The 23,875-nt window shown below is 64.0% G+C and carries 24 protein-coding genes; 18 read left to right on the forward strand and 6 right to left on the reverse strand.

Going from position 1 to position 23,875, the window contains the following annotated elements; all coding sequences use genetic code 11:
• Positions 1-981 (reverse strand): flagellar filament capping protein FliD (gene fliD / locus ACTHN9_RS08185; protein ID WP_440536255.1); only part of this gene is annotated, 981 nt, incomplete at its 3' end.
• 249 nt (positions 982-1,230) lie between these two features.
• Positions 1,231-2,049 (reverse strand): flagellin domain-containing protein, encoded by an 819-nt coding sequence (locus ACTHN9_RS08190; RefSeq protein WP_440536256.1) that lies wholly within the window; start codon positions 2,047-2,049, stop codon positions 1,231-1,233.
• A 712-nt stretch (positions 2,050-2,761) separates the two neighbouring features.
• Between ACTHN9_RS08190 and rpsU the strand changes: the two genes are divergently transcribed.
• A complete protein-coding gene (rpsU, locus tag ACTHN9_RS08195) occupies positions 2,762-2,974 on the forward strand; it encodes a 30S ribosomal protein S21 (RefSeq protein ID WP_006401410.1) in 213 nt (70 codons plus the stop codon).
• A gap of 303 nt (positions 2,975-3,277) precedes the next feature.
• On the opposite strand, the gene ACTHN9_RS08200 is transcribed toward rpsU, so the two are convergent.
• Together ACTHN9_RS08200 and ACTHN9_RS08205 are read right to left on the reverse strand one after the other, a co-directional pair.
• On the reverse strand, positions 3,278-3,706 hold the full coding sequence (locus ACTHN9_RS08200) for a hypothetical protein (protein ID WP_440536257.1): 429 nt from the start codon (positions 3,704-3,706) through the stop codon (positions 3,278-3,280).
• 346 nt (positions 3,707-4,052) lie between these two features.
• Complete coding sequence (locus ACTHN9_RS08205; protein ID WP_440536258.1) at positions 4,053-4,652, reverse strand: DNA-3-methyladenine glycosylase I; 600 nt, start codon at positions 4,650-4,652, stop codon at positions 4,053-4,055.
• Positions 4,653-4,911: 259 nt separating this feature from the next.
• Between ACTHN9_RS08205 and ACTHN9_RS08210 the strand changes: the two genes are divergently transcribed.
• Both ACTHN9_RS08210 and ACTHN9_RS08215 read left to right on the forward strand, forming a co-directional pair.
• Positions 4,912-5,835, forward strand: a complete 924-nt coding sequence (locus ACTHN9_RS08210) for a BadF/BadG/BcrA/BcrD ATPase family protein (RefSeq protein ID WP_440536259.1) — start codon at positions 4,912-4,914, stop codon at positions 5,833-5,835.
• Between the two features lie 57 nt (positions 5,836-5,892).
• Complete coding sequence (locus tag ACTHN9_RS08215; RefSeq protein ID WP_440536260.1) at positions 5,893-6,717, forward strand: Cof-type HAD-IIB family hydrolase; 825 nt, start codon at positions 5,893-5,895, stop codon at positions 6,715-6,717.
• 40 nt (positions 6,718-6,757) lie between these two features.
• Here the strand turns inward: ACTHN9_RS08215 and ACTHN9_RS08220 are convergent, their stop codons facing one another.
• Positions 6,758-7,522, reverse strand: coding sequence for a histidine phosphatase family protein (locus tag ACTHN9_RS08220; RefSeq protein WP_440536261.1), 765 nt, complete (start codon positions 7,520-7,522; stop codon positions 6,758-6,760).
• A gap of 462 nt (positions 7,523-7,984) precedes the next feature.
• Between ACTHN9_RS08220 and ACTHN9_RS08225 the strand changes: the two genes are divergently transcribed.
• The gene (locus ACTHN9_RS08225) at positions 7,985-8,284 is read left to right on the forward strand and encodes an H-NS histone family protein (RefSeq protein WP_440536262.1); all 300 of its coding nucleotides are present in this window, start codon (positions 7,985-7,987) and stop codon (positions 8,282-8,284) included.
• 252 nt (positions 8,285-8,536) lie between these two features.
• Here ACTHN9_RS08225 and ACTHN9_RS08230 read toward each other — a convergent pair whose 3' ends face one another.
• Complete coding sequence (locus ACTHN9_RS08230) at positions 8,537-9,604, reverse strand: glycosyltransferase family 4 protein (RefSeq protein ID WP_440536263.1); 1,068 nt, start codon at positions 9,602-9,604, stop codon at positions 8,537-8,539.
• Between the two features lie 588 nt (positions 9,605-10,192).
• Between ACTHN9_RS08230 and flhD the strand changes: the two genes are divergently transcribed.
• The 14 genes from flhD (at position 10,193) to ACTHN9_RS08300 (ending at position 23,854) form a co-directional block, all read left to right on the forward strand.
• Positions 10,193-10,513: a flagellar transcriptional regulator FlhD gene (gene flhD, locus ACTHN9_RS08235; protein WP_440536264.1), complete on the forward strand. Its 321-nt coding sequence runs from the start codon at positions 10,193-10,195 to the stop codon at positions 10,511-10,513.
• A gap of 162 nt (positions 10,514-10,675) precedes the next feature.
• Positions 10,676-11,257, forward strand: coding sequence for a flagellar transcriptional regulator FlhC (flhC, locus tag ACTHN9_RS08240; protein WP_440536265.1), 582 nt, complete (start codon positions 10,676-10,678; stop codon positions 11,255-11,257).
• A gap of 182 nt (positions 11,258-11,439) precedes the next feature.
• The gene (gene motA / locus ACTHN9_RS08245; RefSeq protein ID WP_440536266.1) at positions 11,440-12,300 is read left to right on the forward strand and encodes a flagellar motor stator protein MotA; all 861 of its coding nucleotides are present in this window, start codon (positions 11,440-11,442) and stop codon (positions 12,298-12,300) included.
• A 32-nt stretch (positions 12,301-12,332) separates the two neighbouring features.
• A complete protein-coding gene (gene motB / locus ACTHN9_RS08250; protein ID WP_440536267.1) occupies positions 12,333-13,370 on the forward strand; it encodes a flagellar motor protein MotB in 1,038 nt (345 codons plus the stop codon).
• A gap of 70 nt (positions 13,371-13,440) precedes the next feature.
• Positions 13,441-13,806 carry a response regulator gene (locus ACTHN9_RS08255; protein ID WP_440536268.1) on the forward strand — a complete coding sequence of 122 codons (366 nt, stop codon included), beginning with the start codon at positions 13,441-13,443 and terminating at the stop codon, positions 13,804-13,806.
• 153 nt (positions 13,807-13,959) lie between these two features.
• Positions 13,960-16,176 (forward strand): chemotaxis protein CheA, encoded by a 2,217-nt coding sequence (cheA, locus tag ACTHN9_RS08260; RefSeq protein ID WP_440536269.1) that lies wholly within the window; start codon positions 13,960-13,962, stop codon positions 16,174-16,176.
• 23 nt (positions 16,177-16,199) lie between these two features.
• Positions 16,200-16,727, forward strand: a complete 528-nt coding sequence (cheW, locus tag ACTHN9_RS08265; RefSeq protein WP_440536270.1) for a chemotaxis protein CheW — start codon at positions 16,200-16,202, stop codon at positions 16,725-16,727.
• Positions 16,728-16,764: 37 nt separating this feature from the next.
• Entirely contained in the window at positions 16,765-18,768 is a 2,004-nt protein-coding gene (locus ACTHN9_RS08270; RefSeq protein WP_440536271.1) for a methyl-accepting chemotaxis protein, read from the forward strand.
• 214 nt (positions 18,769-18,982) lie between these two features.
• Positions 18,983-19,966, forward strand: coding sequence for a CheR family methyltransferase (locus ACTHN9_RS08275; protein WP_440536272.1), 984 nt, complete (start codon positions 18,983-18,985; stop codon positions 19,964-19,966).
• Between the two features lie 127 nt (positions 19,967-20,093).
• On the forward strand, positions 20,094-20,861 hold the full coding sequence (gene cheD / locus ACTHN9_RS08280; RefSeq protein ID WP_440536273.1) for a chemoreceptor glutamine deamidase CheD: 768 nt from the start codon (positions 20,094-20,096) through the stop codon (positions 20,859-20,861).
• 6 nt (positions 20,862-20,867) lie between these two features.
• A complete protein-coding gene (locus ACTHN9_RS08285) occupies positions 20,868-21,965 on the forward strand; it encodes a protein-glutamate methylesterase/protein-glutamine glutaminase (protein ID WP_440536274.1) in 1,098 nt (365 codons plus the stop codon).
• A gap of 52 nt (positions 21,966-22,017) precedes the next feature.
• Positions 22,018-22,413 (forward strand): chemotaxis response regulator CheY, encoded by a 396-nt coding sequence (gene cheY / locus ACTHN9_RS08290; RefSeq protein WP_440536275.1) that lies wholly within the window; start codon positions 22,018-22,020, stop codon positions 22,411-22,413.
• Position 22,414: 1 nt separating this feature from the next.
• Positions 22,415-23,119, forward strand: a complete 705-nt coding sequence (cheZ, locus tag ACTHN9_RS08295) for a protein phosphatase CheZ (RefSeq protein ID WP_440536276.1) — start codon at positions 22,415-22,417, stop codon at positions 23,117-23,119.
• A 234-nt stretch (positions 23,120-23,353) separates the two neighbouring features.
• Positions 23,354-23,854, forward strand: coding sequence for a DUF2844 domain-containing protein (locus ACTHN9_RS08300; RefSeq protein ID WP_440536277.1), 501 nt, complete (start codon positions 23,354-23,356; stop codon positions 23,852-23,854).
• Positions 23,855-23,875: the final 21 nt, after the last annotated feature.

Consider the following 23,875-nt stretch of genomic DNA (forward strand, 5'->3'; position numbering starts at 1 on the left):
CACGACGACGCCGCTCGCCATGATCGACGAGATGCCGTTGACGGCCGAGTTCGTCATGGCGTCGCCGAGCAGCGGGCCGGCCGAGTTGCTCGTCGAATTGTACGAGGTCAGCGATTTCACCGTCGAGACCCACGAGTTGTAGGCCGTGGCGAAGTTGCCGATGGCGGTGACGATCGACGACGTATTCGTCGCAACGGAAAGCGTCTGCGTCGTGCCGACGGAGGCCGACGTGAGGCTCAGCGTGACGCCCGAGAGCGCGGACGTGACGTTGTTGCTGGCGCTGACGACCGAGGTGCCGCTGATCGTCAGCTTGGCGTCTTGGCCGGCCGTCACTTGCGTGAAGTTCGCCGTGGCCATGCCGGCGTCGACGGTCGGATCGGCGGAAACCGTCACGGTATTGGCGGCGCCCGTTTGCGTCGACGTCAGCACGAGGTGCTGACCATCCGTGCCGGTGACGACGGAAGCCGTCACGCCGGGGTTGTTCGATGCGCTGTTGATGGCGGAAGCGATGCCCGACAGCGTGTTGTTCGACGAGGTCAGTGCGATCGTCATCGAGCTCGAGCCGACGCTGATGTTCAGGTTGCCCGTGCCGAGCGTGGCATTCGTCGCGTAAGCCTTCGAGGAAATCTGGTTGGCGGTGGCGATTTGCTGCACGCTCACCGAGTACGAACCCGCGGCGGCGCCGGTCGACGTCGTGGCCGTGATGCCCGTGCCGCTCATGGTGGCGGACTGTTGCGTGAAGATGCTGCCGTCGGACAGGCCGGCCAGCGAACTCTGCAAGTTCGTCATCGCCGATTGCAGCGAGCCGAGCGCGGACAACTGCGTGTTGTCGCTCGTTTGCGCCGTGGCGATCGTCGTCGATTGCGCCGCGGTCGCGCCCGTCACGAGCGCGGAGACGAGCGTGTTCACGTCGAGCTGCGAGTTCGTGACGCCGCTCAGAATCGACTGCGCTGCTTGCTGAAGAACTGAACTGGTGCTCATGCCAGGCTCCGTCTGATGCCGCCCAATAAGGAATCCATATGAGGCCGCTCATCGAAAGACCGGCCGACTGCAATGTCACTGCTGCTGCTACTACTACTGCTACGACCTACCGCTATCAATGCTTAACGGGAGGCATGCCTACCGCTGCGTTCGAATCGTTTTGCCGGGCCCTGCCGAGGCGATGGCTTCGTTGGGGCCCGGCCGCACGGCGAGATCGGATTGCATCTCGCCACGCGCGGCTCGCTCCTATTACTGGAGGAGCTTGAGCACTTGTTGCGGCAGCGAGTTCGCTTGCGCGAGCACCGAGATACCGGCTTGCTGGAGCACTTGCGCCTTCGACAGGTTGGCCGTTTCTTGCGCGAAGTTGGCGTCCATGATCTGCGATTGAGCGGACGACAGGTTCGTCGATTCCGTTTGCGTGTTCGTGATCGCGGCTTGGAACGTGTTCTGCACAGCGCCGAGCGTTGCTTGGAAGTTGTTCACTTGCGACAGTGCTGCGTCGATGGCCGTGATCGCGGCTTGTGCGCCCGACGTCGACGAGATGTCGACACCCGACACGCCCAGACCGCCCGTCGTCCACGCCGTCGTGCCGAAGTTGGCCGTCAGCGTTTGGTTGGCGTTCGCGCCGACTTGGAAGTTCACGCTGCCGAGGCCACCCAGCACAGCTTGGCCGTTGAACGTCGTTTGCGATTCGACGCGGTTGATTTCCGTCAGACGCGTCGTCACTTCCGTTTGCAGGTTCGCTTGAGCGGCCGAGCCGAGCGAGCCGTCGCCCGATTCAACGGCGAGCTGGCGGATACGTTGCAAGTTGGCAACCGTCGACGAGATCGCGCCGGCAGCGGTTTGCACCATCGAGATACCGTCGTTGGCGTTCGCGACGCCGTGGTTCAGCGCGTTGATCGATGCCGTTTGCGTCGTGGCGATGGCCAGACCAGCAGCGTCGTCGGCCGCCGTGTTGATGCGCTTGCCCGACGAGAGGCGGTTGATGGCTTGCGACAGCGCGCTTTGCGAACCTTCGAGGTTCGTTTGCGTTTGCAGCGACAGAATGTTGGTGTTGATGTTCAGCATTTTGCTTCCTCGTTTGGAAAACTGGTCCAGGGACTAGGCTGGTTCGGGGTTCGGCGTCGCGCTTTCGCGAATGGCGCTGCCCGCCTGTCCTGGTTGTCGGCGAGGTCAAGAAAAAACTTTAGGGAGCGAACGACGAATTCGTGTGTTTTGAAGGCCAAATCGGCTGGAAATCCCCGCCGGATAAGGCTTCGACAAAAAACTAAACGTTTGCTAATCGGTGCGTTTTTTGTGCCGATGGAGGTCGTTCGAGCCCTTGAAACAGGGCTGGATGCACCTTCGCGAATCGCCTTCATCGACGACGGCCGCCGTGATTCGCACCACCGCGACATGATTCGCACAACTAGCCTGTCGCGCGTTTTTCTGATACCATCGCGGGTCGAATTGAGATCGCTGCCGTTTTCATTTGAGATCTGCCGCCCTTTCGTCGCATCGGCATGGCCCTGCTGGCCGGCCCCCGCGGCGGGCTCGCGGTGCTTCGCGAGTGGTATAGGGCATTGGCAGGTTCAGCTCCGGCAGTCAAACGCGGCGTCGGCCATATGGGCCGGCCGGCGTGCGCGGTGAACTCTCCGCTCTCTCTTTTCTGGCCTGTCCGGCCGAGCCAGTGTCCGCACCTAGGAGGTGATACGGCGGCATGGCGACATGGCGACTACGCCCGCCGGATCGGCGCGTACGCGAAAGCGCGTACGCCTTTGAACGTAACTTTGGGATATCCATGACGACCATTCTTCTGAAGGAAAACGAGCCGTTCGAAGTGGCGATCCGCCGCTTTCGTCGTGCTATCGAAAAGAACGGCTTGATCGCTGAACTGCGTGAGCGCCAATCGTATGAAAAGCCGACGGCTGTGCGTAAGCGCAAGAAGGCCGCTGCGGTAAAGCGCCTGCACAAGCGTCTGCGCAGCCAAATGCTGCCGAAGAAGCTGCACTAAGTGAAGCACGCTGCTCGCAAGGGCGGCGAAGCTGAAAAAACGAACGGCGGTGAGCCTCGAAAGAAGCTCACCGCCGTTTGCTATTGGGGCTACAAGCGGGCAGCAACCGGGCAGCAACCGGGCAGCAACCGGGCTGCGACCGGGCTGCGACCGGGGCGTTACCCCGGTATCCGATCGGCGCAAGCTAGCGCGCGCCGTGCATGCGGGCGGAAGCGGTTCATCCATGTATAGGGGGGGGGCGTCGGACGCGGGCCTTCGAGTACCTGAGCCCTAAAAGTCACCTCTAAGCCCTCGCGCCGACCCTTAAGCCGCGTGCTTTTCAAGCCGCGCGCAAGACAAGCCGAATTGCCGGGCGATCGACGTAAGCCGTTCGCGCCATTCCCAGACCCCGAACGCGTCGTGCACATTTTGTAAGCAGCTGAGCAGATTGACGGTCGTGGGATCGTAGATGTTCACGCGCGCTTTGAGGAGCGCCTTTTTGAGCGCGGCGACGCCTGTGTCCATGTAGGCGGGCACGGCGGTAGGCGGTTTATCGATGTAGCGGACGGGTACGCCTTCCATCGCGCTCATGTAGTCGCGCGGGTGAATGAGATTGCCGATGGGGCAGCCGCCGCGAAAGCCGTGATAGGCACCGCCGCCGCGGGGCAGCAGGGCCGCTTGCCGTTGTTCGAAAAGATGATCGACGGCGTGATCGAACAGTTCCTGATGCGTCAGGAAGTGCAAGGTTTTCATGATTATGTTCGGCTGCCGGTCAAAGCAGCACGGGTATCGTTGCTCGTGATTGCTATAACGGCCGCGGCGGGCGAAGTTACAGGTTTTCTGCGATATTCGCTATCGAACTTCGCTGAATCAAGCATTTTTTGCCGACTGTTGCGTGCGCGTGACGCCGGCCCGGGGCGGTCCGCAATCTGCGGCCGGGGCGAAGGCGGCGGTGGAGGTGAAGTAGCGAGCGTCGGTTCGCGACGAGAGAGCCCGAAGCCCGAAGCCGAGAGAGCCCGGAGTCCCAAGCCGAGAGAGCCCGAAGCCCGAAGCCCGAAGCCCGAAGCCGCTATGCCCCAAGCCGCTATGCCCCAAGCCGCTATGCCGTGGCGCGCCTGGTCGGCGGCTTGGCTAGCGCGGCGCAGCGCGCGCGCGAGGCGCAATTCGTTTGATGGTCGTTGACCATGCCGACTGCCTGCATGAAGGCGTAGCAGATCGTCGAACCGACGAATTTGCAGCCGTACGCTTTGAGCGCTTTGCTCAATGCATCCGAGGCGGGCGTGGAGGCGGGCGCATGCTCCTTATACAGCGCCCAATCGTTTTGGACGGGCTCGCCGCCGACGAACGACCACACGAAGTTGGCCAGCGAGCCATGTTCTTCGCGAATGCGCAGGACGGCGCGCGCGTTGAGCACCGCTGCTTCCACTTTGGCCCGGTTGCGGACGATGCCCGGGTCCTGCAAGAGCGCATCGATCTTTTCCGGCGTGAAGCGGGCAACCGCTTCGACATCGAACTGCTCGAATGCCCGGCGATAATTTTCTCGCTTGTTGAGGATGGTCGACCACGACAAGCCTGCTTGCGCGCCTTCCAGCACCAGCATTTCGAATAGATGCCGGTCGTCCCGAGACGGCACGCCCCATTCGGTGTCGTGGTAGTGCTCGTCCGCAGCGGTTCGTACCCAGTTGCAACGTTCGGTCATAAGGATCTCTCGTGGCAGGGCGCGCGAGGCACGCGCCGTCGACAGTCGGTTCGCCGCCGCCCAATGCCCGCCGCTATGCGATTCGCGGGGAGGGGGCAGCAATTGTTCGCCAGCATAGCGGATCGGCGCAGTTGGGGAGACTAGGCCGTCCGGGAGATTGGCGGCGTCGAGCGAAGCCGATAATCTCTCGGTCGGATTCAATTCGGTTCAATTCGCTTCAATCCATTAACGAGGCGGCTCGATGCCGCGGGTGGCAAGCATGGAAGCAACGCAATATTTGATCGGTGTCGATGGCGGCGGAACCGGCACCCGGGTCGTGTTGGCCGACGTCCGCGGCACTATCCTCGCGCAGGCCACGGGCGGCGCCTCGGGGCTCGGGCTCGGCGTCGCGCGCGCCTGGCAGGCAATCGAGGCCGCCTGCACGCAGGCGTTCGACTCGGCGCGGCTGCGGCTCGACTGGTCGACATGCGCGATGGGGTGCGGATTGGCCGGCGTCAACAATCGCGATTGGCTGGCCGAGTTCATTGCGCAGGCGCCGCCGCTCGCGGCGCTGGACGTGCAAAGCGACGCCTACACCACGCTGCTGGGCGCCCATGGCGGCCAAGCAGGCGTCATCGTGGCAGTGGGCACCGGCAGCATCGCAGCTGTCCTCGAGCGCGACGGCACGTGGGCCATCGCGGGCGGTTACGGTTTCCCTTCCGGCGACGAAGCCAGTGGCGCCTGGCTCGGCCTGCGCGCCGTCGTCCATGTGCAGCAAGCGCTGGACGGCCGCGTTCGGCCCGATGCCTTCTCCGCTGCGCTGCTTGGGCAAATGAACGTGGCCGATCGCGATGCGCTGGTGGTCTGGCTCTGCGAAGCGAATCAGACGGCCTATGCGGCACTCGCGCCCGTCGTGCTCGCCCACCGCGATCACCCCGTGGCCGCCGCATTGCTCGCGCAAGCGGGGGCCGATATCGCGAAGCTCGTCGACGCGCTCGATCCTGAGGCCGCATTGCCGGTCGCCTTGTGCGGCGGCTTGGCCGCGCCGCTTGCCGCGTATGTGCCGGCCTCGTATCGGGCCCGCCTGCGCCCGCCGCGGGCCGATTCGGCGCACGGCGCGCTCGAACTCGCTCGGCGTGCGAGCGTGGGCGTCGGTGCGGGTGCCGGTGCCGGCACCGTGCGGGGCCCCGGCGCGGCGGCTTAAAATAGCGGGCGAATCGTCTTTCCTCTCTTCCGGTCACCCATTGCTTTGCTTCCCGCCATGTACAAGCTCGTCGCTACCGATCTCGATGGAACGCTGCTAAACGGCAATCATCAACTGGACCCGTTCACGGTAGCGACGGTGCGCCGGCTCGAGCAGGCCGGCGTTCAATTCGTGATCGCGACAGGCCGTCACTACTGCGACGTCGCCGGTATTCGCGACCTGCTCGGCATTCGGCCCTATCTCGTGACGTCGAACGGCGCGCGCGTGCATGCGCCCGACGACACGTTGATCCACTCGCGCAATCTATCGTCCGGAGCGGTGCGCCGGCTCGTGCAGTCGGACATCGTCGGCGCGCACGGGCGGGTCATCGTGAACTTGTTCGCCGACACCGCTTGGTTTATCGATCGCGATGCGCCGCAATTGCTCGCATTCCACCAAGATTCGGGTTTTCGCTACAACATCATCGACATGTCGGCGCACGACGGCGGCGATATCGCGAAAGTGCTGTATATCGGCGAACCCGCCGATCTGGCCGAGATCGCGCAGCGCTTGGCGCGCGAATTCGGCGATGCCTTATACGTGACCTATTCGCTGCCCGATTGTCTCGAGGTGATGACGTCCAACGTATCGAAGGGCCGCGCGTTGCAGTACGTGCTCGATCGCCTTCGGTTGGAGGCCTCGCATTGCGTCGCGTTCGGCGACAACATGAACGATATCGATCTGCTCGAAACGGCGGGGCATCCGTTCATGATGAATAACGCCAACCCGGATCTGATCGCGCGTCTGCCGACCGTGCCGCGCATCGGCAACAACTTCGAGGCGGGCGTGGCGCATCAGTTGCGCAAACTGTTTTCGATCGCCGACGAACTCACGCCTTCGTAGGCTTCGCAGGAGAAGCGCCAGGCACCATCCCGCCTGCGCGTTATCGCCCGGAAGCGGAAGCGGAAGCGGCCGGCGCGTCGGGCAATGCCGCGCATGGGCAATCCGGCGACCGCAGGTTCAGTCCTTCTTGTTCGATAGCGAACGAGGCATGCGGCGCCCGGCCCGACCCATTCCATTCGAGCTTCACGACATACATGCTGTCGAAATCGTCGTTCGGCCATGGCTTGACGGTTTGCCCCGCATCGCCGTACCGATGGACGATGTCTTGCACGAGGTCTTGGATTTCATGATGTTCCCAAGCCGCCACGATCAGCTTGCCGCTATGCTCCGGCTGGACGAGCGCTTGCTCGAGCGCATCGATTTGCGAAAATCCGTAGGTCGTATCCACCGGTAAAGCGAATTGAATCGCGGTAGGCTCGATCGTCGCCAATGGGCGGACATAGTCGTATAGCACGCCGTCGTCCTTTTTTCGAATCGACGGATTGGGCGCATAGAGGGCATCCGGCTTGCCGAATTTCGCGGCGATGACGGCCGGCAACGCCAAGGCGCGATTCAATCCTTGGCAATCGAGCTGTCCATAGCCTTGCGCCGGTTTTTCGCCGTGCCGAATGAAAACTAGCGTTTCGGTGTCCGCGGAGGCGGCTTGCGCGACACCCGCGGCAGGCAACGCCGCGGCCGATGCGAGCGATAGCGCGAGCCCCCAGTGGGACAAGCGGCGGCGACCGCCACGAAGCGGCCGGCGGCCTGGCCTATCGCTGCGATCGCTATTCTGGCCGGCATTGCGTGATGCGTTCGGCGTGGTCATGACGCGTCCTTTTTCATAAGCGGCGGTGAAGCGGCGGTGACGCGGCAATAGGCCGCATATCGCCGGCCGATTCTAGCAGCCGTGCGCGCGCTTGTTCGTGCTCGCTTCTTGCTCAGAGGGGAGGCGTCTCATTATTTCGGTATGCTAATGACCGATGTCGGTCCGTGGCCGTCCTATGCCGCTTGGTGAATGGCCAATGCCGGTCGACGCGGGCAAGGTGTCCCGCACGCCGCATACCTTTCGAATGCCGTGCGAACGAGTGCGTCATCGGTGTGGATACGCTCCATTGCTTGCCGATCGAAGCTCGGCAATTCGACCAATAATGAGGCATTACGCACTGTGTGCACGCTTTTAAGAATTATCATACGATTCCATGGCATATCGGGTAACTTCGGCATTGCCAGTGACGTTCATTCCGACTAATCTCGGAGCAACCAGTTTTTTCAATCAAGGGAGACCACGATGTCCCAATACGCGGAACTGAAGGCGCAGATCGCAAAATTGCAGGCTCAAGCGGACGAAGCACGCCGCAGCGAAGTGGCAAACGTAATCGCGGAAATCAAGCAAAAGATCGCCGAGTACGGGCTCACGGCGCACGACCTCGGCTATGCCGAGGGTGCGCGGCGCGGGCGTCCGCCGAAGAAAGCGCCGTTGCCCGCGAAATACCAAGACCCGAAAACCGGCAACACGTGGAGCGGCCGCGGCAAGCCGCCGAAGTGGATCGTCGGCAAGAATCGCGATCGCTTTCTGATTGCGCAGTAATGTAGGGCTTTGAGGCGGCGCGGCGGCCCGCACGGGGCGCGGCGCCGTGTCGCCGCATCCGGCGGATCGATCTCGCTCCATACCTTTTCATCGGCCGCCGTCCATCCTCGCGCGAAATTCGAGATACGAGATCTCGAACGGGCCGAATGGCGTTTTTTTACGAATTATTTCGAACGCCTAATCGCCAGATTGCCGTTGCATTGCCGGATTTATCGGCGATCGCACAACGGCGTCATTCCGCCGGCATTCGGGTTATCCCGCGGCCACGCTGCGCAAGCGCGTACGTCCCTTCCCCTGCTCGAGCAGCCCTTCGTAGCACTTTATATAGTTGCGAGCCATCGTCTGCGCGGTGAAGCGGCGCTCGAACTGGGCGCGGATCTCGTCGCGGGAAAGCTCGTCCAAGCGCTGCAAGGCGGCGACGGCACCTTGTACGTCCTCGACGATGTATCCGGTCACGGCATGGTCGATCACCTCCGGTACCGAGCCGCGATTGAAGGCGATGACCGGCGTACCGCAGGCCATCGCCTCGATCATGACGAGACCGAACGGCTCGCACCAGTCGATCGGGAAGAGCAGGGCTTTGGCGCGGGAGAGAAATTCGGGCTTGCGGGCCTCGTCGATCTCGCCGACGAATTCGACGTGAGCCTGCGAAAGCAGCGGTTCGATTTCCTGCTTGAAGTAATCGCGATCCACTTTGTCGACTTTCGCGGCGATTTTCAAAGGCAGGCCGCTCATCGCGGCGATCTTGATGGCCGTGTCCACGCGCTTTTCCGGGCAAATCCGTCCGAGGAAGGCCAAGTACTCGGGTTCGCAATGCGGCTGCGGCACCAATAGCCGCTCGGGTAAGCCGTGATAGACGGTGTCGCACCAGCCGGCTTGGGGCAAGGGCGCGCGCTGCGACTGGGAAATCGACACGACGTTCGCCGCGCCGAAGGTATCGAACACCGGCTGCAACTCGGGCAGATCGAGTCGGCCATGCAGCGTCGTCAAAGAAGGCGTGGCCGCGTCCGCGAAAAGCGAGAACGGCAAATAGTCCAGATGGAAATGCAGCACGTCGAAATCGGCCGCGACGCGCCGCACCTTTTCCAGCAGCAGCATATGCGGCGCGAGCGGATCGCGGATCGTCGGATCGAGTCGCAGTGCCCGAGGCCAGGCCGCCTCGAGCGTGGCCGAGGTGATCGAATCGCCGCTGGCGAACAAGGTCACATCATGGCCGAGTTCGACGAGCGCCTCGGTCAAGTACGACACGACGCGCTCGGTGCCTCCGTAGAATTTCGGCGGTACGGCTTCGTAAAGCGGCGCAATTTGTGCGATTCGCATGCGTCAATCTCCTTTCTAGCGGCATCGTTACGTGGAGCGGCACTTGCGGCGCAGCCGGCCGCTTTTTGTCGCTGCCCTGCCATTATCGGGAACGGGCCCGCCCCGGATGAGCGGGTTTTCAATCCCTTAATCCTTGTTACAGCCCGAAACAGCAGGCATGCGGGACTTTTGTCGCTTCCCGGTAAAAAGGCGCCCATCGGCGTGGGTAGCCGGCATTTGTTGCGCTGCGATGACGCGGCCTTCTATCATTTCGACGGCATGCGCGGATGCAACGCCGTCTCCATGAGCGATTTACGTGCCCGACCCTCGCGAATTCGCCTGCGCGCCCGCAAACCCGCACCGGCCCTCAATGTCAGAAAATTTCCTACACGCTTTCTAGACATTTCCGGCATCGACTGGCGGCGCTCTTCCTATTTCCCCATTTTTTACAATTCGACACAATTTGTCCAAGGCCAAGTACGGGCTCGCCGTGCGTTCGGCACGGCTTGCGACAGAGCAAACGTTTCCGAAGAACCGAGCTCGCAGGGACCGGGGCGAACGTGCCGAAGCACGCGCTCCGCTCGACACCATCGATTGACCGGGGGAATCATGAGCGCCACAAGCGAAATGCTCAGCGAGATCAAAGAAGTCAATCTTTCCTATTTGCTGCTCGCGCAACGCCTGTTGCGCGAAGACAAGGCCGTCGGCATGTTCCGTATGGGCATCAACGACCAACTGGCCGACGTGCTCGCCAACCTTTCGTTCGCGCAAACGGTCAAACTTGCCGCGTCCAACCAGCTCTTGTGCCGTTTCCGTTTCGACGATCACGCCGTGCTGTCGTCGCTGGCCGACAAGGGCAAGGCGGCCTCGCTCACGGGCGCCCACAGCGCCATCCTCATGGCCAGCCAACCGGTCGAATCGGTCAATTGATCGGGGCGGACGGCAGCCACTCGAACCGGCACTAGAACCGGGAGCACTAGCACCCGCTGGCACCCACTAGCACGCATTGCGCAAGGCAGCCGGCTCGATTTCGAGTCAGGCTGCGGTTTCGGTAGTCATTTTTGTATCAAGTAAGTGGGGCACACGGCCGATATGGCAACCAAGAGCGTCGTACTCGAAGTCAAGGAAATCACCTTGGCGATCGAGTTGATCGAATTGGGCGCGCGCCTGCAGTTGCTCGAAGCGGAAACGAGCTTGTCGCGGGACCGGCTCATCAAGCTGTACAAGGAATTGAAAGGGGTGTCGCCGCCCAAGGGCATGCTGCCGTTCTCGACGGACTGGTTCATGACCTGGCAGCCGAACATCCACTCGTCGCTTTTTTACAATACCTATCGGTTCATGGCCGAGCACGGCGGCTGCGAAAGCATTCAGTCGATCGTAAAAAGCTACCGTCTGTATCTCGAGCACGCCGCGCTGAACGGCGACGAGCCGATGCTGAGCCTGACCCGCGCTTGGACATTAGTGCGGTTCTTCGAATCGGGGATGCTGCAGCTGACGCCGTGCACGCGATGCGGCGGACAGTTCGTCGCCCACGCGCACGATCCGCAGCACAGTTTCGTTTGCGGGCTCTGCCAGCCGCCGTCGCGTGCCGGCAAGACCAAGAAATCGGCTGCGGCCAAAGCGGAGCAGGGCTGCGCGGGCGACGAGCCGGGCGTGTCCGAGCTAGCGGCCTAGGCGTCCCGGCCGTTGCGCGGCGTCGCCGCACGCGCCGGACGACCCCGGCGCCGCCAGGGCTGCTCCGCACCGTCCTGGTTTACACGGCGTCGCCGTCCCCATTTTCCCCCCAAAGTTTTCGGATTGCCTGCCGTAAACCAGTTTAACGACGGTCTGACCGTCGCTCTTGTGAGGACCCGGCAGTGCTGATTTTCGTTGGAACACTCGTAACCGTATTGTCCGTCTTCGGCGGCTATGCGCTCGCGGGCGGCCATCTAGGCGCGCTAGTGCAGCCCGAGGAAGGGCTCATGATCGTAGGCGCCGGGCTGGGGGCATTTATCCTCGGCAATGGTCTAAAGACGATTAAAGCAACCATGAAGCTGCTGCCGACGCTCTTCAAGGGGTCGAAGTATACGAAGGACGTCTACATGGAGCTGATGGCGCTGCTTTACGTTTTGCTTGCAAAGGCGCGTAAAGAAGGGACGCTGACCCTCGAAGCCGATATCGACGATCCCGAGAAGAGCCCGATCTTCACGCAATACCCCAAGATTCTTGCCAACCACCATATCGTCGAATTCCTGACCGACTACCTGCGCTTGATGGTGGGCGGCAACATGAACGCGTTCGAAATCGAAAGCCTCATGGACGAGGAGATCGAAACCCACCACGCCGAGGGCGAAGGTCCGGCGCACGCGTTGATGCGCGTCGGCGACGCGATGCCCGCGTTCGGGATCGTGGCGGCCGTGATGGGCGTCGTGCATACGATGGCGTCGGCCGACAAGCCGCCTGCGGTGCTCGGCGCGATGATCGCCCAGGCGCTGGTCGGCACCTTCCTCGGCATTTTGCTTTCGTACGGCCTGATCGGGCCGCTCGCGTCGCTCGCGGAACAGCGCGTGGCCGAGTCGACGAAAATGTTCCAGTGCATCAAGGTCACGATTCTCGCGAGCCTGAACGGCTATGCGCCGGCGATCGCCGTCGAATTCGGCCGCAAGGTGCTGTTCTCGCCTGAACGGCCGTCGTTCGCCGAGCTCGAAGAGCACGTGCGTCGCGTCAAGGCCAAGTGAGCGAGCGGCGAGGCTAGCGAGGACACCGCCCCATGACCAAAGGTAAGGACCGGGCAATCGTCGTCAAACGCGTGGCGCCCTCGAAGAAGGGACACCACGGCGGCGCATGGAAGCTCGCTTACGCGGACTTCGTGACCGCGATGATGGCGTTCTTTCTGCTGATGTGGCTGCTCAGCGCCGTGACGCCCGTTCAATTGAAAGGCATCGCCGAGTACTTCAATCAACCGTTGAAGGCGGCGCTGCTCGGCAGCGGCACGCGCAGCGCGCAGGAGTCGAGCATCATCGAAGGCGGCGGCCGCGACATTTCGACCGATTCGGCGGGCGTCACGCGCCGCTCGGACGGCACCACGTCGCAGGCGACGCATTCGGTCGTCAAGGCCGACGACGAGGCGATGAACCAGCTGCAAGGCGCGCTCGAGCGCCGCGAGCAGGTGCGGCTGCACGATCTGCAGGTCAAGCTCATGGCCGCTATCGAAGCCAATCCGGTCTTGCGCCAGTTCAAGCAGCAGATCCGCATCGATTCGACGCTGCAAGGGCTGCGCATCGAGATCGTCGATACGCAAAAGCGCCCGATGTTCGCCACCGCCAGCGACGACGTCGAACCCTACATGCGAGACATCTTGCGCGCGATCGGTCAGACGCTGAACGACGTGCCGAACCGCATCGTCGTGCAGGGCCACACGGACGCCGTGCCGTACGCGGGCGGCGGCAAGGGTTACAGCAATTGGGAGCTGTCGGCCGACCGCGCGAACGCGTCGCGCCGCGAGCTGATCGCCGGCGGGATGGACGAGGATAAGGTGATGCGGGTGCTGGGGCTCGCCTCGACGCAGAACCTGAACAAGGCCGACCCGCTCGATCCGGAGAATAGACGCATAAGCATCATCGTTCTCAACAAAAAGTCCGAGGACGCCTTGATGCATGATGACTCGACGACGACGACGCTATCGGACAACGCGGCGAGCGCCGCGCCGATCGTCGGCAAACTCGCCCCGGGCGCACCGGCGGCGAACGGGGCGGCGAACGGGGCGGCGCTGCCTAAGATTGCAGGCAAGGCTGCGGTGAGCCAATGAGCAAGCGCGCGGCCATTGCCCCGGCAGGGCGGCGGGCGCGCAACGAACGCGAGTGCGGGGCGAGGCATTCATGATCAGAAACATTTTGGCGATCGACGATTCGGCCGCGATGCGTGAAATTCTCGCGGCGACGCTACGGGCAGCCGGTTACGAGGTGACCGTGGCGGCCGACGGCGACGAGGGATTGTCGAGCGCGTTGGCGGGCCGCTTCGATCTCGTGCTGACCGACCAGTACATGCCCAAGCGCAGCGGGCTCGACGTGATTGCAGCGCTGCGCTTGCAGCCGGCTTACGCGGCCACGCCGATCTTCGTGCTGACGACCGAAGACGGCGTCGCGTTCAAGGATGCGGCGCGGGCGGCCGGCGCGACGGGGTGGATCGAAAAGCCGCTCGACCCCGATACGTTGACCGAACTCGTCGACGCGCTCAACGCGTGAGGCGAGGGTGAAGAGCAAAAGCGGCGCGGGCATCGCTCGCGCGCGGCGAACAGCAGCAAAAGGATAGGGCAAATGCGGCGCTTGGCGCGCGCATGGAAACGGATGGACAACGCGCTACCGGCGAAGCACTCGACTCTTAGCGGTGATTGAAGCATGACACTCGACATTACCCAGTTTTATCAGACGTTCTTCGACGAGGCGGACGAGCTGCTCGCGCAAATGGAGCAGTTGCTGCTCAACTTGAACGTCGGCACGCCCGATCCGGAGGATCTGGCTGCGATTTTCCGCGCGGCGCATTCGATCAAGGGCGGGGCGGCGACGTTCGGCTTCACGGCCTTGACGGAAACCACGCACATCCTCGAATCGCTGCTCGATCGGGCTCGCAACAACGAGCTGACCCTGCGCAAGGACATGATCGACACGTTCCTCGAGACGAAGGACGTGCTGGCCGACCAGCTCGCCGCGTACCGCTCGAGCACGGAGCCCGATGCCGCGGCCGCGAGCGCGATTTGCGCGAAGCTCGAACGGCTGCATCATCCCGAAGGCGCAAGCGCACCGGCGGCTGAAGCTGCCGCCGCCCCGGCGGCCGCGCCCGCTGCCGCTGCCGCGGTTCCGAGCGTGGCGGCGGGCGGCACGCCCGAGCACGTGGTCGAGCAAGCCGTCGAGGCGACGCACGGCACCGCGGCCGGTGCTGCGCCGAGCGTATCGAATAATGAAGGACCTCACCTGAAAGTTACGCTACGGGGGGTGGGGGAGAAGGACCAGGCGCTTCTAATCGAAGAATTGGGGAACCTGGGCAACATCGTCGGACAGGCGAAGAGCGGCGCGGACCTGACGGTCTACCTCGAGACCGACGTGCCGTCCGACGACATTACCGCCGTGTGCTGCTTCGTGATCGACGAAAGTCAGATTGCGATCGGCCGCGGCACCGCGCCCGCGGACATTGCGCCGGGTGCGGAAGTGCCGCCGGTCGGTGCATCGAGCGAGAGCGTACCGGCCGCAGCTTCGGCTTCGGCGCCGGCCGCTCAAGCTGCACCGGCCGAGCACGCACCTGCCGCTCCTGCTGCGGCGCCCGCGCCGACGGCCGAGCCGGCCAAAGCGGTCGCCGCGCCGGCACCGGCGGCATCGGCGGCGGGCGGCGAGGACAAGAAGGCGCGCCCTGCCGCGGCTGCGGCCGGGGGCGAAGGCAGCTCGATTCGCGTGGGCGTCGAAAAAGTCGATCAACTGATCAACCTTGTCGGCGAACTCGTGATCACCCAGGCGATGCTCGCGGAGACGACGAGCACGTTCGACCCGGCACTGCACGATCGGCTCTTCAACGGGATGGCGCAGCTCGAGCGCAACGCGCGCGATCTGCAAGAAACCGTGATGTCGATCCGCATGATGCCGATGGATTACGTCTTCAGCCGCTTCCCGCGCCTGGTGCGCGATCTGGCGGCGAAGCTCGGCAAGGAAGTGGAACTCGTCACCTTCGGTCAAGCGACCGAACTCGACAAGAGCCTGATCGAACGGATCATCGATCCGCTGACCCACCTCGTGCGCAATAGCTTGGACCACGGCATCGAAACGGTCGAGGCGCGGCGCGCGGCGGGCAAGGACGGCGCGGGCCAGCTCGTATTGTCGGCCGCCCACCACGGCGGCAACATCGTGATCGAGGTCTCGGACGACGGCGCCGGCCTGCGGCGCGACAAGATCCTCGCCAAAGCCATGAAGCAAGGCATGCAGGTGAGCGAGTCGATGTCCGACGAGGAAGTGTGGAACCTGATCTTCATGCCGGGCTTCTCGACGGCGGAACAGGTGACGGACGTGTCGGGCCGCGGCGTCGGCATGGACGTCGTCAAGCGGAACATCCAATCGATGGGCGGCCACGTCGAGATCACCTCGCACGCGGGCAAGGGCACGACCACGCGCATCGTCTTGCCGCTCACGCTGGCGATTCTCGACGGCATGTCGGTCAAAGTCGGCAACGAAATCTTCATCCTGCCGCTGAACTTCGTGATGGAGTCGCTGCAGCCGGTGGCCGAGGACATCTACACGGTGGCCAACGGCGAACGGGTGGTGCGCGTACGCGGCGAGTACCTGCCGCTCGTGCCGCTGCACGAAGTGTTCTCGGTCGAGGGCGCGCGTACCGAACCCACGCAAGGCATCGTCACGATCATGCAGACCGAGGGTCGCCGCTTCGCGATGCTGATCGACGAACTCGTCGGCCAGCAGCAGGTGGTCGTGAAGAACCTCGAAACGAATTACCGCAAGGTGCGCGGTATTTCGGCGGCGACGATTCTCGGCGACGGCAGCGTCGCCCTGATCGTGGATGTGGCAGCGCTGAACCGTGAAAGCCGTGCGTCGCACGGCGCCATGAACTTTTCGTAATTCCCAACCGTTTGGGGGCTAACGTGTCAGAAGTCCAAACCCATCACGCGAACGGCTTGACCGTCGCGGGCCGCCGCGATGCGCTGCAAGCCGACGCGGCCGGCCAAGAGTTCCTGATCTTCACGCTCGGCGCGGAAGAGTACGGTATCGACATCCTGAAGGTGCAGGAGATTCGCGGCTACGACAGCGTGACGCGAATCGCCAACGCGCCCGATTTCATCAAGGGCGTCATCAACCTGCGCGGCATCATCGTCCCGATCGTCGACATGCGGATCAAGTTCCACTTGGGCCGTGTCGAGTACGACCATCAAACGGTCGTCATCATCCTGAACGTCGCGCATCGCGTCGTCGGCATGGTGGTGGACGGCGTGTCGGACGTGCTGACGCTGACGGCCGACCAGATCATGCCGGCGCCGGAATTCGGCGCGACGCTGACCGCGGAATACTTGACGGGCTTGGGTACCGTCGAAGGCCGCATGCTGATCCTCATGGATATCGAGAAATTGATGGTCAGCAAGGAAATGGCGCTCATCGAAACCTTCGCCCAGTAAGGCGGCGGGCTCGAGTGCACCCAACCGGAGATTGAAGATGTTGCAGAACTGGTCGATCCGCACGACGCTCACGGCCATCGGCGCCGTACTCGTGGCGCTGACCATCGCGGTCGGCGTGCTCGGGCTCACCGCGCTTTCGGGCGCGAACCGCTCGCTCGATTCGCTCGCTCACGGCGATTTGCCGACGATCCACGCGCTCGACGACGCGGGCAGCTACCTGCTGCGCTCGCGCATCGCGCTCGATCGCTTCCGCGCTCTGTCGGAGGCGAACAACGCCGACGAAGCGAAGAAGGTTCTGGCGCGCGCGCAGGAACTGCTGGCCTCGTCCAATCAAGCCTGGCAAACGTTCTCGAACACGCCGCGCGAAGGCATCGACTCCGCGATGATCGACGAGTTGAACGCGCGCCACGCGACGCTCTTGCACGACGGCGTCGAACCCGAGTTCGCCGCCGCGCAGGCGGGCGATCTCGCCGCCTATCATGCGATCGCCGATACGAAGATCAGCCCGATGTTCGTTGCGTTCGACCAGGCGGCCGCACGCGTGCTGACGGCGCGGCAGGACCACGCCGAATCGCAGCGCGACCGATCGGCCGCGCAGATCACGATGATGAGTTCGCTCATCGTCGCGGTGACGGCGCTGGCGATCGTGCTCGTCGTCTTCATCCGTTTCGCGCTGCGCGGGCTCATCGTCCAGCCGATCAACGATGCGATCGAACATTTCGAACATATCGCCGACGGCAACCTCACGCGCTCGGTGAAGGCCCACGGCACGAACGAAATCGGCCGTCTGTACGCCGGCATCGTGCGCATGCAGCAAGCGATGACGACGATGGTCAAGGCCGTGCACGCGGGGACCGAATCGATCGACGTCGGCGCACGCGAGATCTCGATCGGCAATACCGATCTGTCGCAACGTACCGAAGAGCAAGCCGCCTCGCTGCAACAAACGGCAACAAGCATGGGCCAGCTCACGGGCACTGTGCGGCAAAACACCGAAAACGCGCGCCAGGCAAGCCAGCTCGCGATCAATGCATCCGACATCGCGTTGCGCGGCGGCGAAGTCGTGAGCCAGGTCGTCACGACGATGCAAGACATCGCGTCGAGTTCGAGCAAGGTCGTCGACATTATCGGCGTGATCGAAGGCATCGCGTTCCAGACCAACATTCTTGCGCTGAACGCAGCCGTCGAAGCGGCGCGCGCGGGCGAGCAAGGCCGCGGCTTCGCCGTGGTGGCGGGCGAAGTGCGCTCCCTCGCGCAGCGCAGTGCCGCGGCGGCCAAGGAAATCAAGGCGCTGATCGGCGATTCGACCGATAAGGTGGCGAGCGGCTCCGAACTCGTCGGCCGCGCCGGCACGACGATGGACGAAATCGTTCAAGCCGTGCGGCGCGTGACCGACATCATGGGCGAGATCAGCGCGGCTTCGGAAGAGCAATCGACCGGTATCGAAGGCGTGAATCGCGCGCTCACGCAGATGGACGACGTGACGCCGCACAACGCGGCGCTCGTCGAGCAAGCGGCCGCGGCGGCCGCCTCGCTCGAGGAGCAGACGCGCCAGCTCAAGAGCGTGGTCGGACAGTGGCGTATCGACGGCATGCAAGCGCCCGGTGCCGCACAAGCGAGGTTGGCTGCGAAGTCGGCTGCGAAGTCGGCTGCAACGCCGGCTGTGAAGCCGAGCGGCGCGCCCGTGCCTAAGCGAGACGTGAAGGCGGCTCACTCGGCCGCGCGCCCGGCGGCCGCCGGCGCGCCGCGACTGGCGCGGCCCGCGGCCCAAGCGGTGACACACGCGACGGGCAACGCATCGGAAGCCGCGAACGCGCCGGCTGCATCGTCGGCGAACGTGAACGCGAAAGCGAAGCCGCTCGCCCAGAGCGCGGCAGCGGTCCCTGAGGCGCCGGCCGCGGCAAAGGCCCCCGCCCAGAGCACCGCGGTGCGCAGCGCGCCATTGCCCGCCAAGAGCGCGCCGCCGAAGGCTGGCCTGCAGTCGTTGCCCACAGCGACGATGGCCGCCAGCAAGTCGGACGACGACTGGGAAACGTTTTGAGGCGGCGGCGCGTGCGAGCGCGCTGCCAGCAGGAAAGGTAGACGAGCATGTGGCGTTTTGTCGGCACCCCGCCCGCGATCGGGCAACTCATTGCGTCGCGCGGGCTCCAGCGCGAGCGGGGCGCGCGCAACGCTAGGCACGGCATCGTCCGTGCCGGCAGCCGGTGCATGGGTGCATCGGCACGGCCCGGCCATCACGAAGTGAGAGAAGCACCATGACGACAGCGCGCGCATTTTTCCGGTCCGAGCGGGCCGAGCTCGGTGGCCTTGGCGATCGTGCCGACGAGCGGCCCGCTATCGCGGAGCGCTCGGGCTTTGCCGAGCGCGATTTCGAGTTCACCGCCGCCGATTTCGCCCGGATCCGCGAACTCATTCATCGCCGCGCCGGCATTTCGCTGTCGGAGCACAAGCGCGACATGGCGTATAGCCGCCTTGCCCGGCGCCTGCGGGCACGCGGGCTGGACAGCTTCCGTCGCTATCTCGACTTGCTCGAAGCGGAGAACAGCGCCGAGGAGTGGGAGGCGTTCACCAACGCGCTGACGACCAACCTCACCGCCTTCTTTCGCGAATCGCATCACTTCCCGATCCTCGCCGAGTTCGTGAAGCGCCGCCAGCAGCCGGTCTCGATCTGGTGCTCGGCGGCCTCGACGGGGGAAGAGCCGTACACGATCGCCATGACGCTCGTCGAAGCGCTCGGCGAATCGCAGGCTCGCCAAGCGACGATTCTCGCGACCGATCTCGACACGCAAGTGCTCGCGAAGGGCGAGGCAGGCGTGTATGCGCTCGACCAGGTCAAATCGCTGAGCCCCGAGCGCCTGAAGCGCTTTTTCCTGAAGGGAACGGGCCCGCATGCCGGCCTCGTCAAAGTGCGTCCCGAGTTGCGCTCGATGATTCGCTTCGCGCAGCTGAACCTGACCGATGCCGATTACGGCTTGCGTCAGCCGTTCGACGCCATCTTTTGCCGCAACGTGATGATTTACTTCGACAAGCCGACGCAGTCGCAAGTGCTCTCGCGTTTCGAGCCGCTCGTGAAGCCGGGCGGGTTGCTGTTCGCCGGTCATTCCGAGAACTTCACGTATGTGACGCAGGCGTTCCGTCTGCGCGGCCAGACGGTGTACGAACTGACGCGCGATGCACAGGCCGGCGGCCGCACGCACGGCGCCTTGCGTTCTTCGACGCATCAGGAGGCAACGGTATGAACAGCCCCCACGTTCACGTTCGTTCACTGTCGACCGGAGTTGGCGCTTTAGCGCTTACTCCGGTCCCATGCAAAGCGCCCCCCGAGGGGGCGGCTGCCGCCCTTGGGGCGGCCCGGCGGGAGGCAGCATGAGTGCCTTACCCATCGCGACGAATCTGTACTTCGACAATCACTTCGGCCGGCGCGGCGTGAAGCTGTTGCCGAACGAGTTCTATACGACGCGCGAGGACATGGTGCTCGTCACCGTGCTCGGCTCGTGCGTGGCTGCGTGCATCCACGATCGAACGGCCGGGATCGGCGGCATGAACCATTTCATGCTGCCCGACGACGGCGAGCAGCCGTCCCAGGCCGCTTCCGATTCGATGCGTTACGGCGCCTATGCGATGGAAGTGCTGATCAACGAACTCATCAAGATGGGCGGCCGCCGCGAGCGTTTCGAAGCGAAGGTATTCGGCGGCGCAGCCGTGTTGGCCGGAATGACGACGATCAACATCGGCGATCGCAACGCCGAGTTCGTGCGCCGCTATCTCGGGCTCGAAAAGATCCGCATCGTCGCCGAGGATTTGCAAGGCGTGCATCCGCGCAAAGTCGCGTTCATGCCCGATACCGGGCAGGCGATGGTCAAGAAGCTGCGCTTGCAGCAAGATCCGACGGTTGCCGAGCGCGAACAAGAACTCGCCAAGCAAGTGGCCGAAGCACGTGCCGCCCGCCATGCCCGCGCCGCACGCGAGCGCGGCCGCGACGAGTCGCTCGGCGCGAACGGTGCGGGCAAGCCGCGTATCGAACTGTTCGGCGCGCCGGCAGCGAAGCCGCGCCTCGAGCTTTTTGGTGCAAACGCACGCGGCACGACTCCGATCAACAGCGCCAAAACAGCCAAGACCGTAGAGGAGGCGTAGTACCTCGTGCAGCAGAAAATCAAAGTATTGTGTGTCGACGATTCGGCGCTGATTCGCTCTCTGATGACGGAAATCATCAACGGCCAGCCCGACATGATGGTCTGCGCCACCGCGCCGGACCCGCTCGTCGCGCGCGAGTTGATCAAGCAACATAACCCGGACGTGCTGACGCTCGACGTCGAAATGCCCCGCATGGACGGGCTCGATTTCCTCGAGAAGCTGATGCGCCTGCGCCCGATGCCGGTCGTGATGGTGTCGTCGCTGACGGAGCGCGGCTCCGAAATCACGCTGCGCGCTCTCGAATTGGGCGCCGTCGATTTCGTCACGAAGCCGAAGGTCGGCATTCGCGAAGGCATGCTCGACTACGCCGAAAAGCTCGCGGACAAGATTCGTGCGGCGGCCCGCGCCCGGGTGCGGGCCCGCGCGGCTGCCCCGGCTCCGGCAGCGGGGGCGGGCGGCGCGCCTGCGGGGGTCGCGCACGCGCCGATGTTCAACAATCCGCTCGTCAGTACGGAAAAGCTGATCATCGTCGGCGCGTCGACAGGCGGCACCGAAGCCATTCGAGAAGTGCTGGTGCCGCTGCCGCCCGACGCCCCGGCCGTATTGATCGCGCAACATATGCCGCCCGGCTTCACGAAATCGTTCGCGCAGCGCTTGAACGGGCTATGCCGGATCACGGTCAAGGAAGCGGAGCACGGCGAACGCGTCCTGCCGGGCCATGCTTACATCGCCCCCGGCCATGCCCATCTGTTGCTGGCGCGCAGCGGCGCGAACTATATCGCGCATCTGTCGGACGATCCGCCCGTGAACCGGCACCGGCCCTCGGTCGACGTGCTGTTCCGCTCGGCCGCCCAGCATGCCGGCAAGAACGCAATCGGGGTGATCCTGACGGGCATGGGCCGAGACGGTGCGGCGGGACTGTTAGACATGAGAAATGCAGGCGCATACACTCTCGCGCAGGATGAGGCGAGCTGCGTCGTTTTCGGCATGCCGCGCGAAGCCATCGCGCTCGGCGGCGCCGACGAAGTCGCGCCTCTATCGGAAATGAGCCGAAAGGTGATGGTAAGACTGGCGGCGATGGGCGATCGAGTGCAGCGCGTGTGACCGGCCAGGCCCGGTTCTGCGCGCCGACCAATTAGGGTTAAAGGGAAGAAAGATGGACAAAAGCATGAAAATCTTGGTGGTGGACGATTTTCCGACGATGCGCCGGATCGTCCGCAACCTGCTCAAGGAACTCGGCTACGCGAATGTCGACGAAGCCGAGGACGGCGCGGCGGGCCTGTCGCGCCTGCAAGGCGGCGGCTTCGACTTCGTGATTTCGGACTGGAATATGCCGAACATGGACGGGCTCGAGATGCTCAAGCGCATCCGCGCCGATGCCGCGCTCTCGCACTTGCCCGTGCTCATGGTGACGGCCGAGTCGAAGAAGGAAAACATCATCGCGGCGGCCCAGGCCGGCGCGAGCGGCTACGTGGTGAAGCCGTTTACCGCCGCCACGCTCGACGAAAAGCTCACGAAGATTCTCGAGAAGATGGCAAAGACCGGGAGCTGACGTGAACGAGGCCACCAATGTGCATTCGGACGGAGCGGAGAGCCCCGATCTGACGACCGACCGCATCCTCGCGCGCATCGGTCAACTCACGAAGACGCTGCGCGATTCGATGCGCGAGCTCGGTTTGGACAAGCATGTCGAACTGGCCGCCGAGGCGGTACCCGATGCGCGCGACCGGCTCAAGTACGTCGTCAAGATGACCGAACAAGCGGCCGAGCGCGTGCTGACGGCGATCGATATCGCCAAGCCGCTGCAAGAACAGCTGCAGGCCGATGCGGCCGAACTCGACAGCCGCTGGGAACGCTGGTATGCCGCGCCGATCGAGCGCGAAGAAGTGCGCACGCTGATGACCGATACGCGCGCGTTCCTCGCGAGCGTGCCGAACGCGACGGCAGCGACGAACCAGAAGTTGCTCGACATCATGATGGCGCAGGATTTCCAGGATCTGACCGGGCAGGTCATCAAGAAGATCATGGACGTCGTCTACGTGATCGAGCAGCAGCTTCTGACGGTGCTGGTCGAGAACATCGCCCCCGAACGGCGCGAGCAGTTCGCGCAAACGGCGGCGGCGCTCGTGGCCGATACGAATCCGGCGGCGACGCCCGATCACTTGCTCAACGGGCCGCAGATCAACCCGGAAGGGCGCACCGACGTGGTGCAGGATCAAGCCGACGTCGACGATCTGCTCGCGAGCCTCGGGTTCTGACAGACTTTCGTACGGTTTCAGGTTGGGAAAGGCGGCCCGCTCCGTGGCTTCGTGGGCGGCGCCTTTCGTCGTATCAGCCGCGGGGCGACGCTCGGTCCATCCCCCGCAGGCGCGTTGGAGCGGTGGGCCGAAGCGAAGAGGGCGATTCGATTGCGCCGTTCAAGGCCCACCAGATGGCACCGGCAAACCCGCGTCGAGGGACGCGATAAGAACGATCCAGAAAGGGGTTTTTTGATGTCGAATCGGACCATGCACGCCGCGGTTTGCGCGGCGTTGACTTGCGGCTGGCTGATGGCGGCCGCGCCAGCGTCCGCCGCGCTCGGCGGCGCACCTACGCCGCCGCCGGTCGGGGCGAACGCCAGCTCGCTCGGGCCGGTTGCGCACGTCGCCTCGGGCGCCGCCGGTGCGAGCAGCACGGCCTCCTATACGGTCACGCAAACCACGTTCGCTTCCGGCACGGTGGTGCGCGAGTACGTCTCGGCTGCCGGGACGGTATTCGGCATCGCTTGGGGCGGGCCCGCCATGCCCAATTTGCCGGTCCTGCTCGGCACTTATTTCTCGCAATACGACAGCGCGGTCAACGCGCTGCGCGCGGCCCGTCCGGGGCGCGGCCCCCTCCTCATCGAATTGCCCGGTCTCGTCGTGCATTCCGGCGGCCACATGGGCGCCTTCGGCGGACAAGCGTATGTGCCGTCGGCCCTGCCGGCCGGCGTCAGCGCTAACGACATCCAATAAACGAGCGAGGGCGAAACAAGT

The organism is Trinickia sp. (genome assembly GCF_051953405.1).
In the GTDB taxonomy this organism is placed as follows: Bacteria; Pseudomonadota; Gammaproteobacteria; order Burkholderiales; family Burkholderiaceae; genus Trinickia.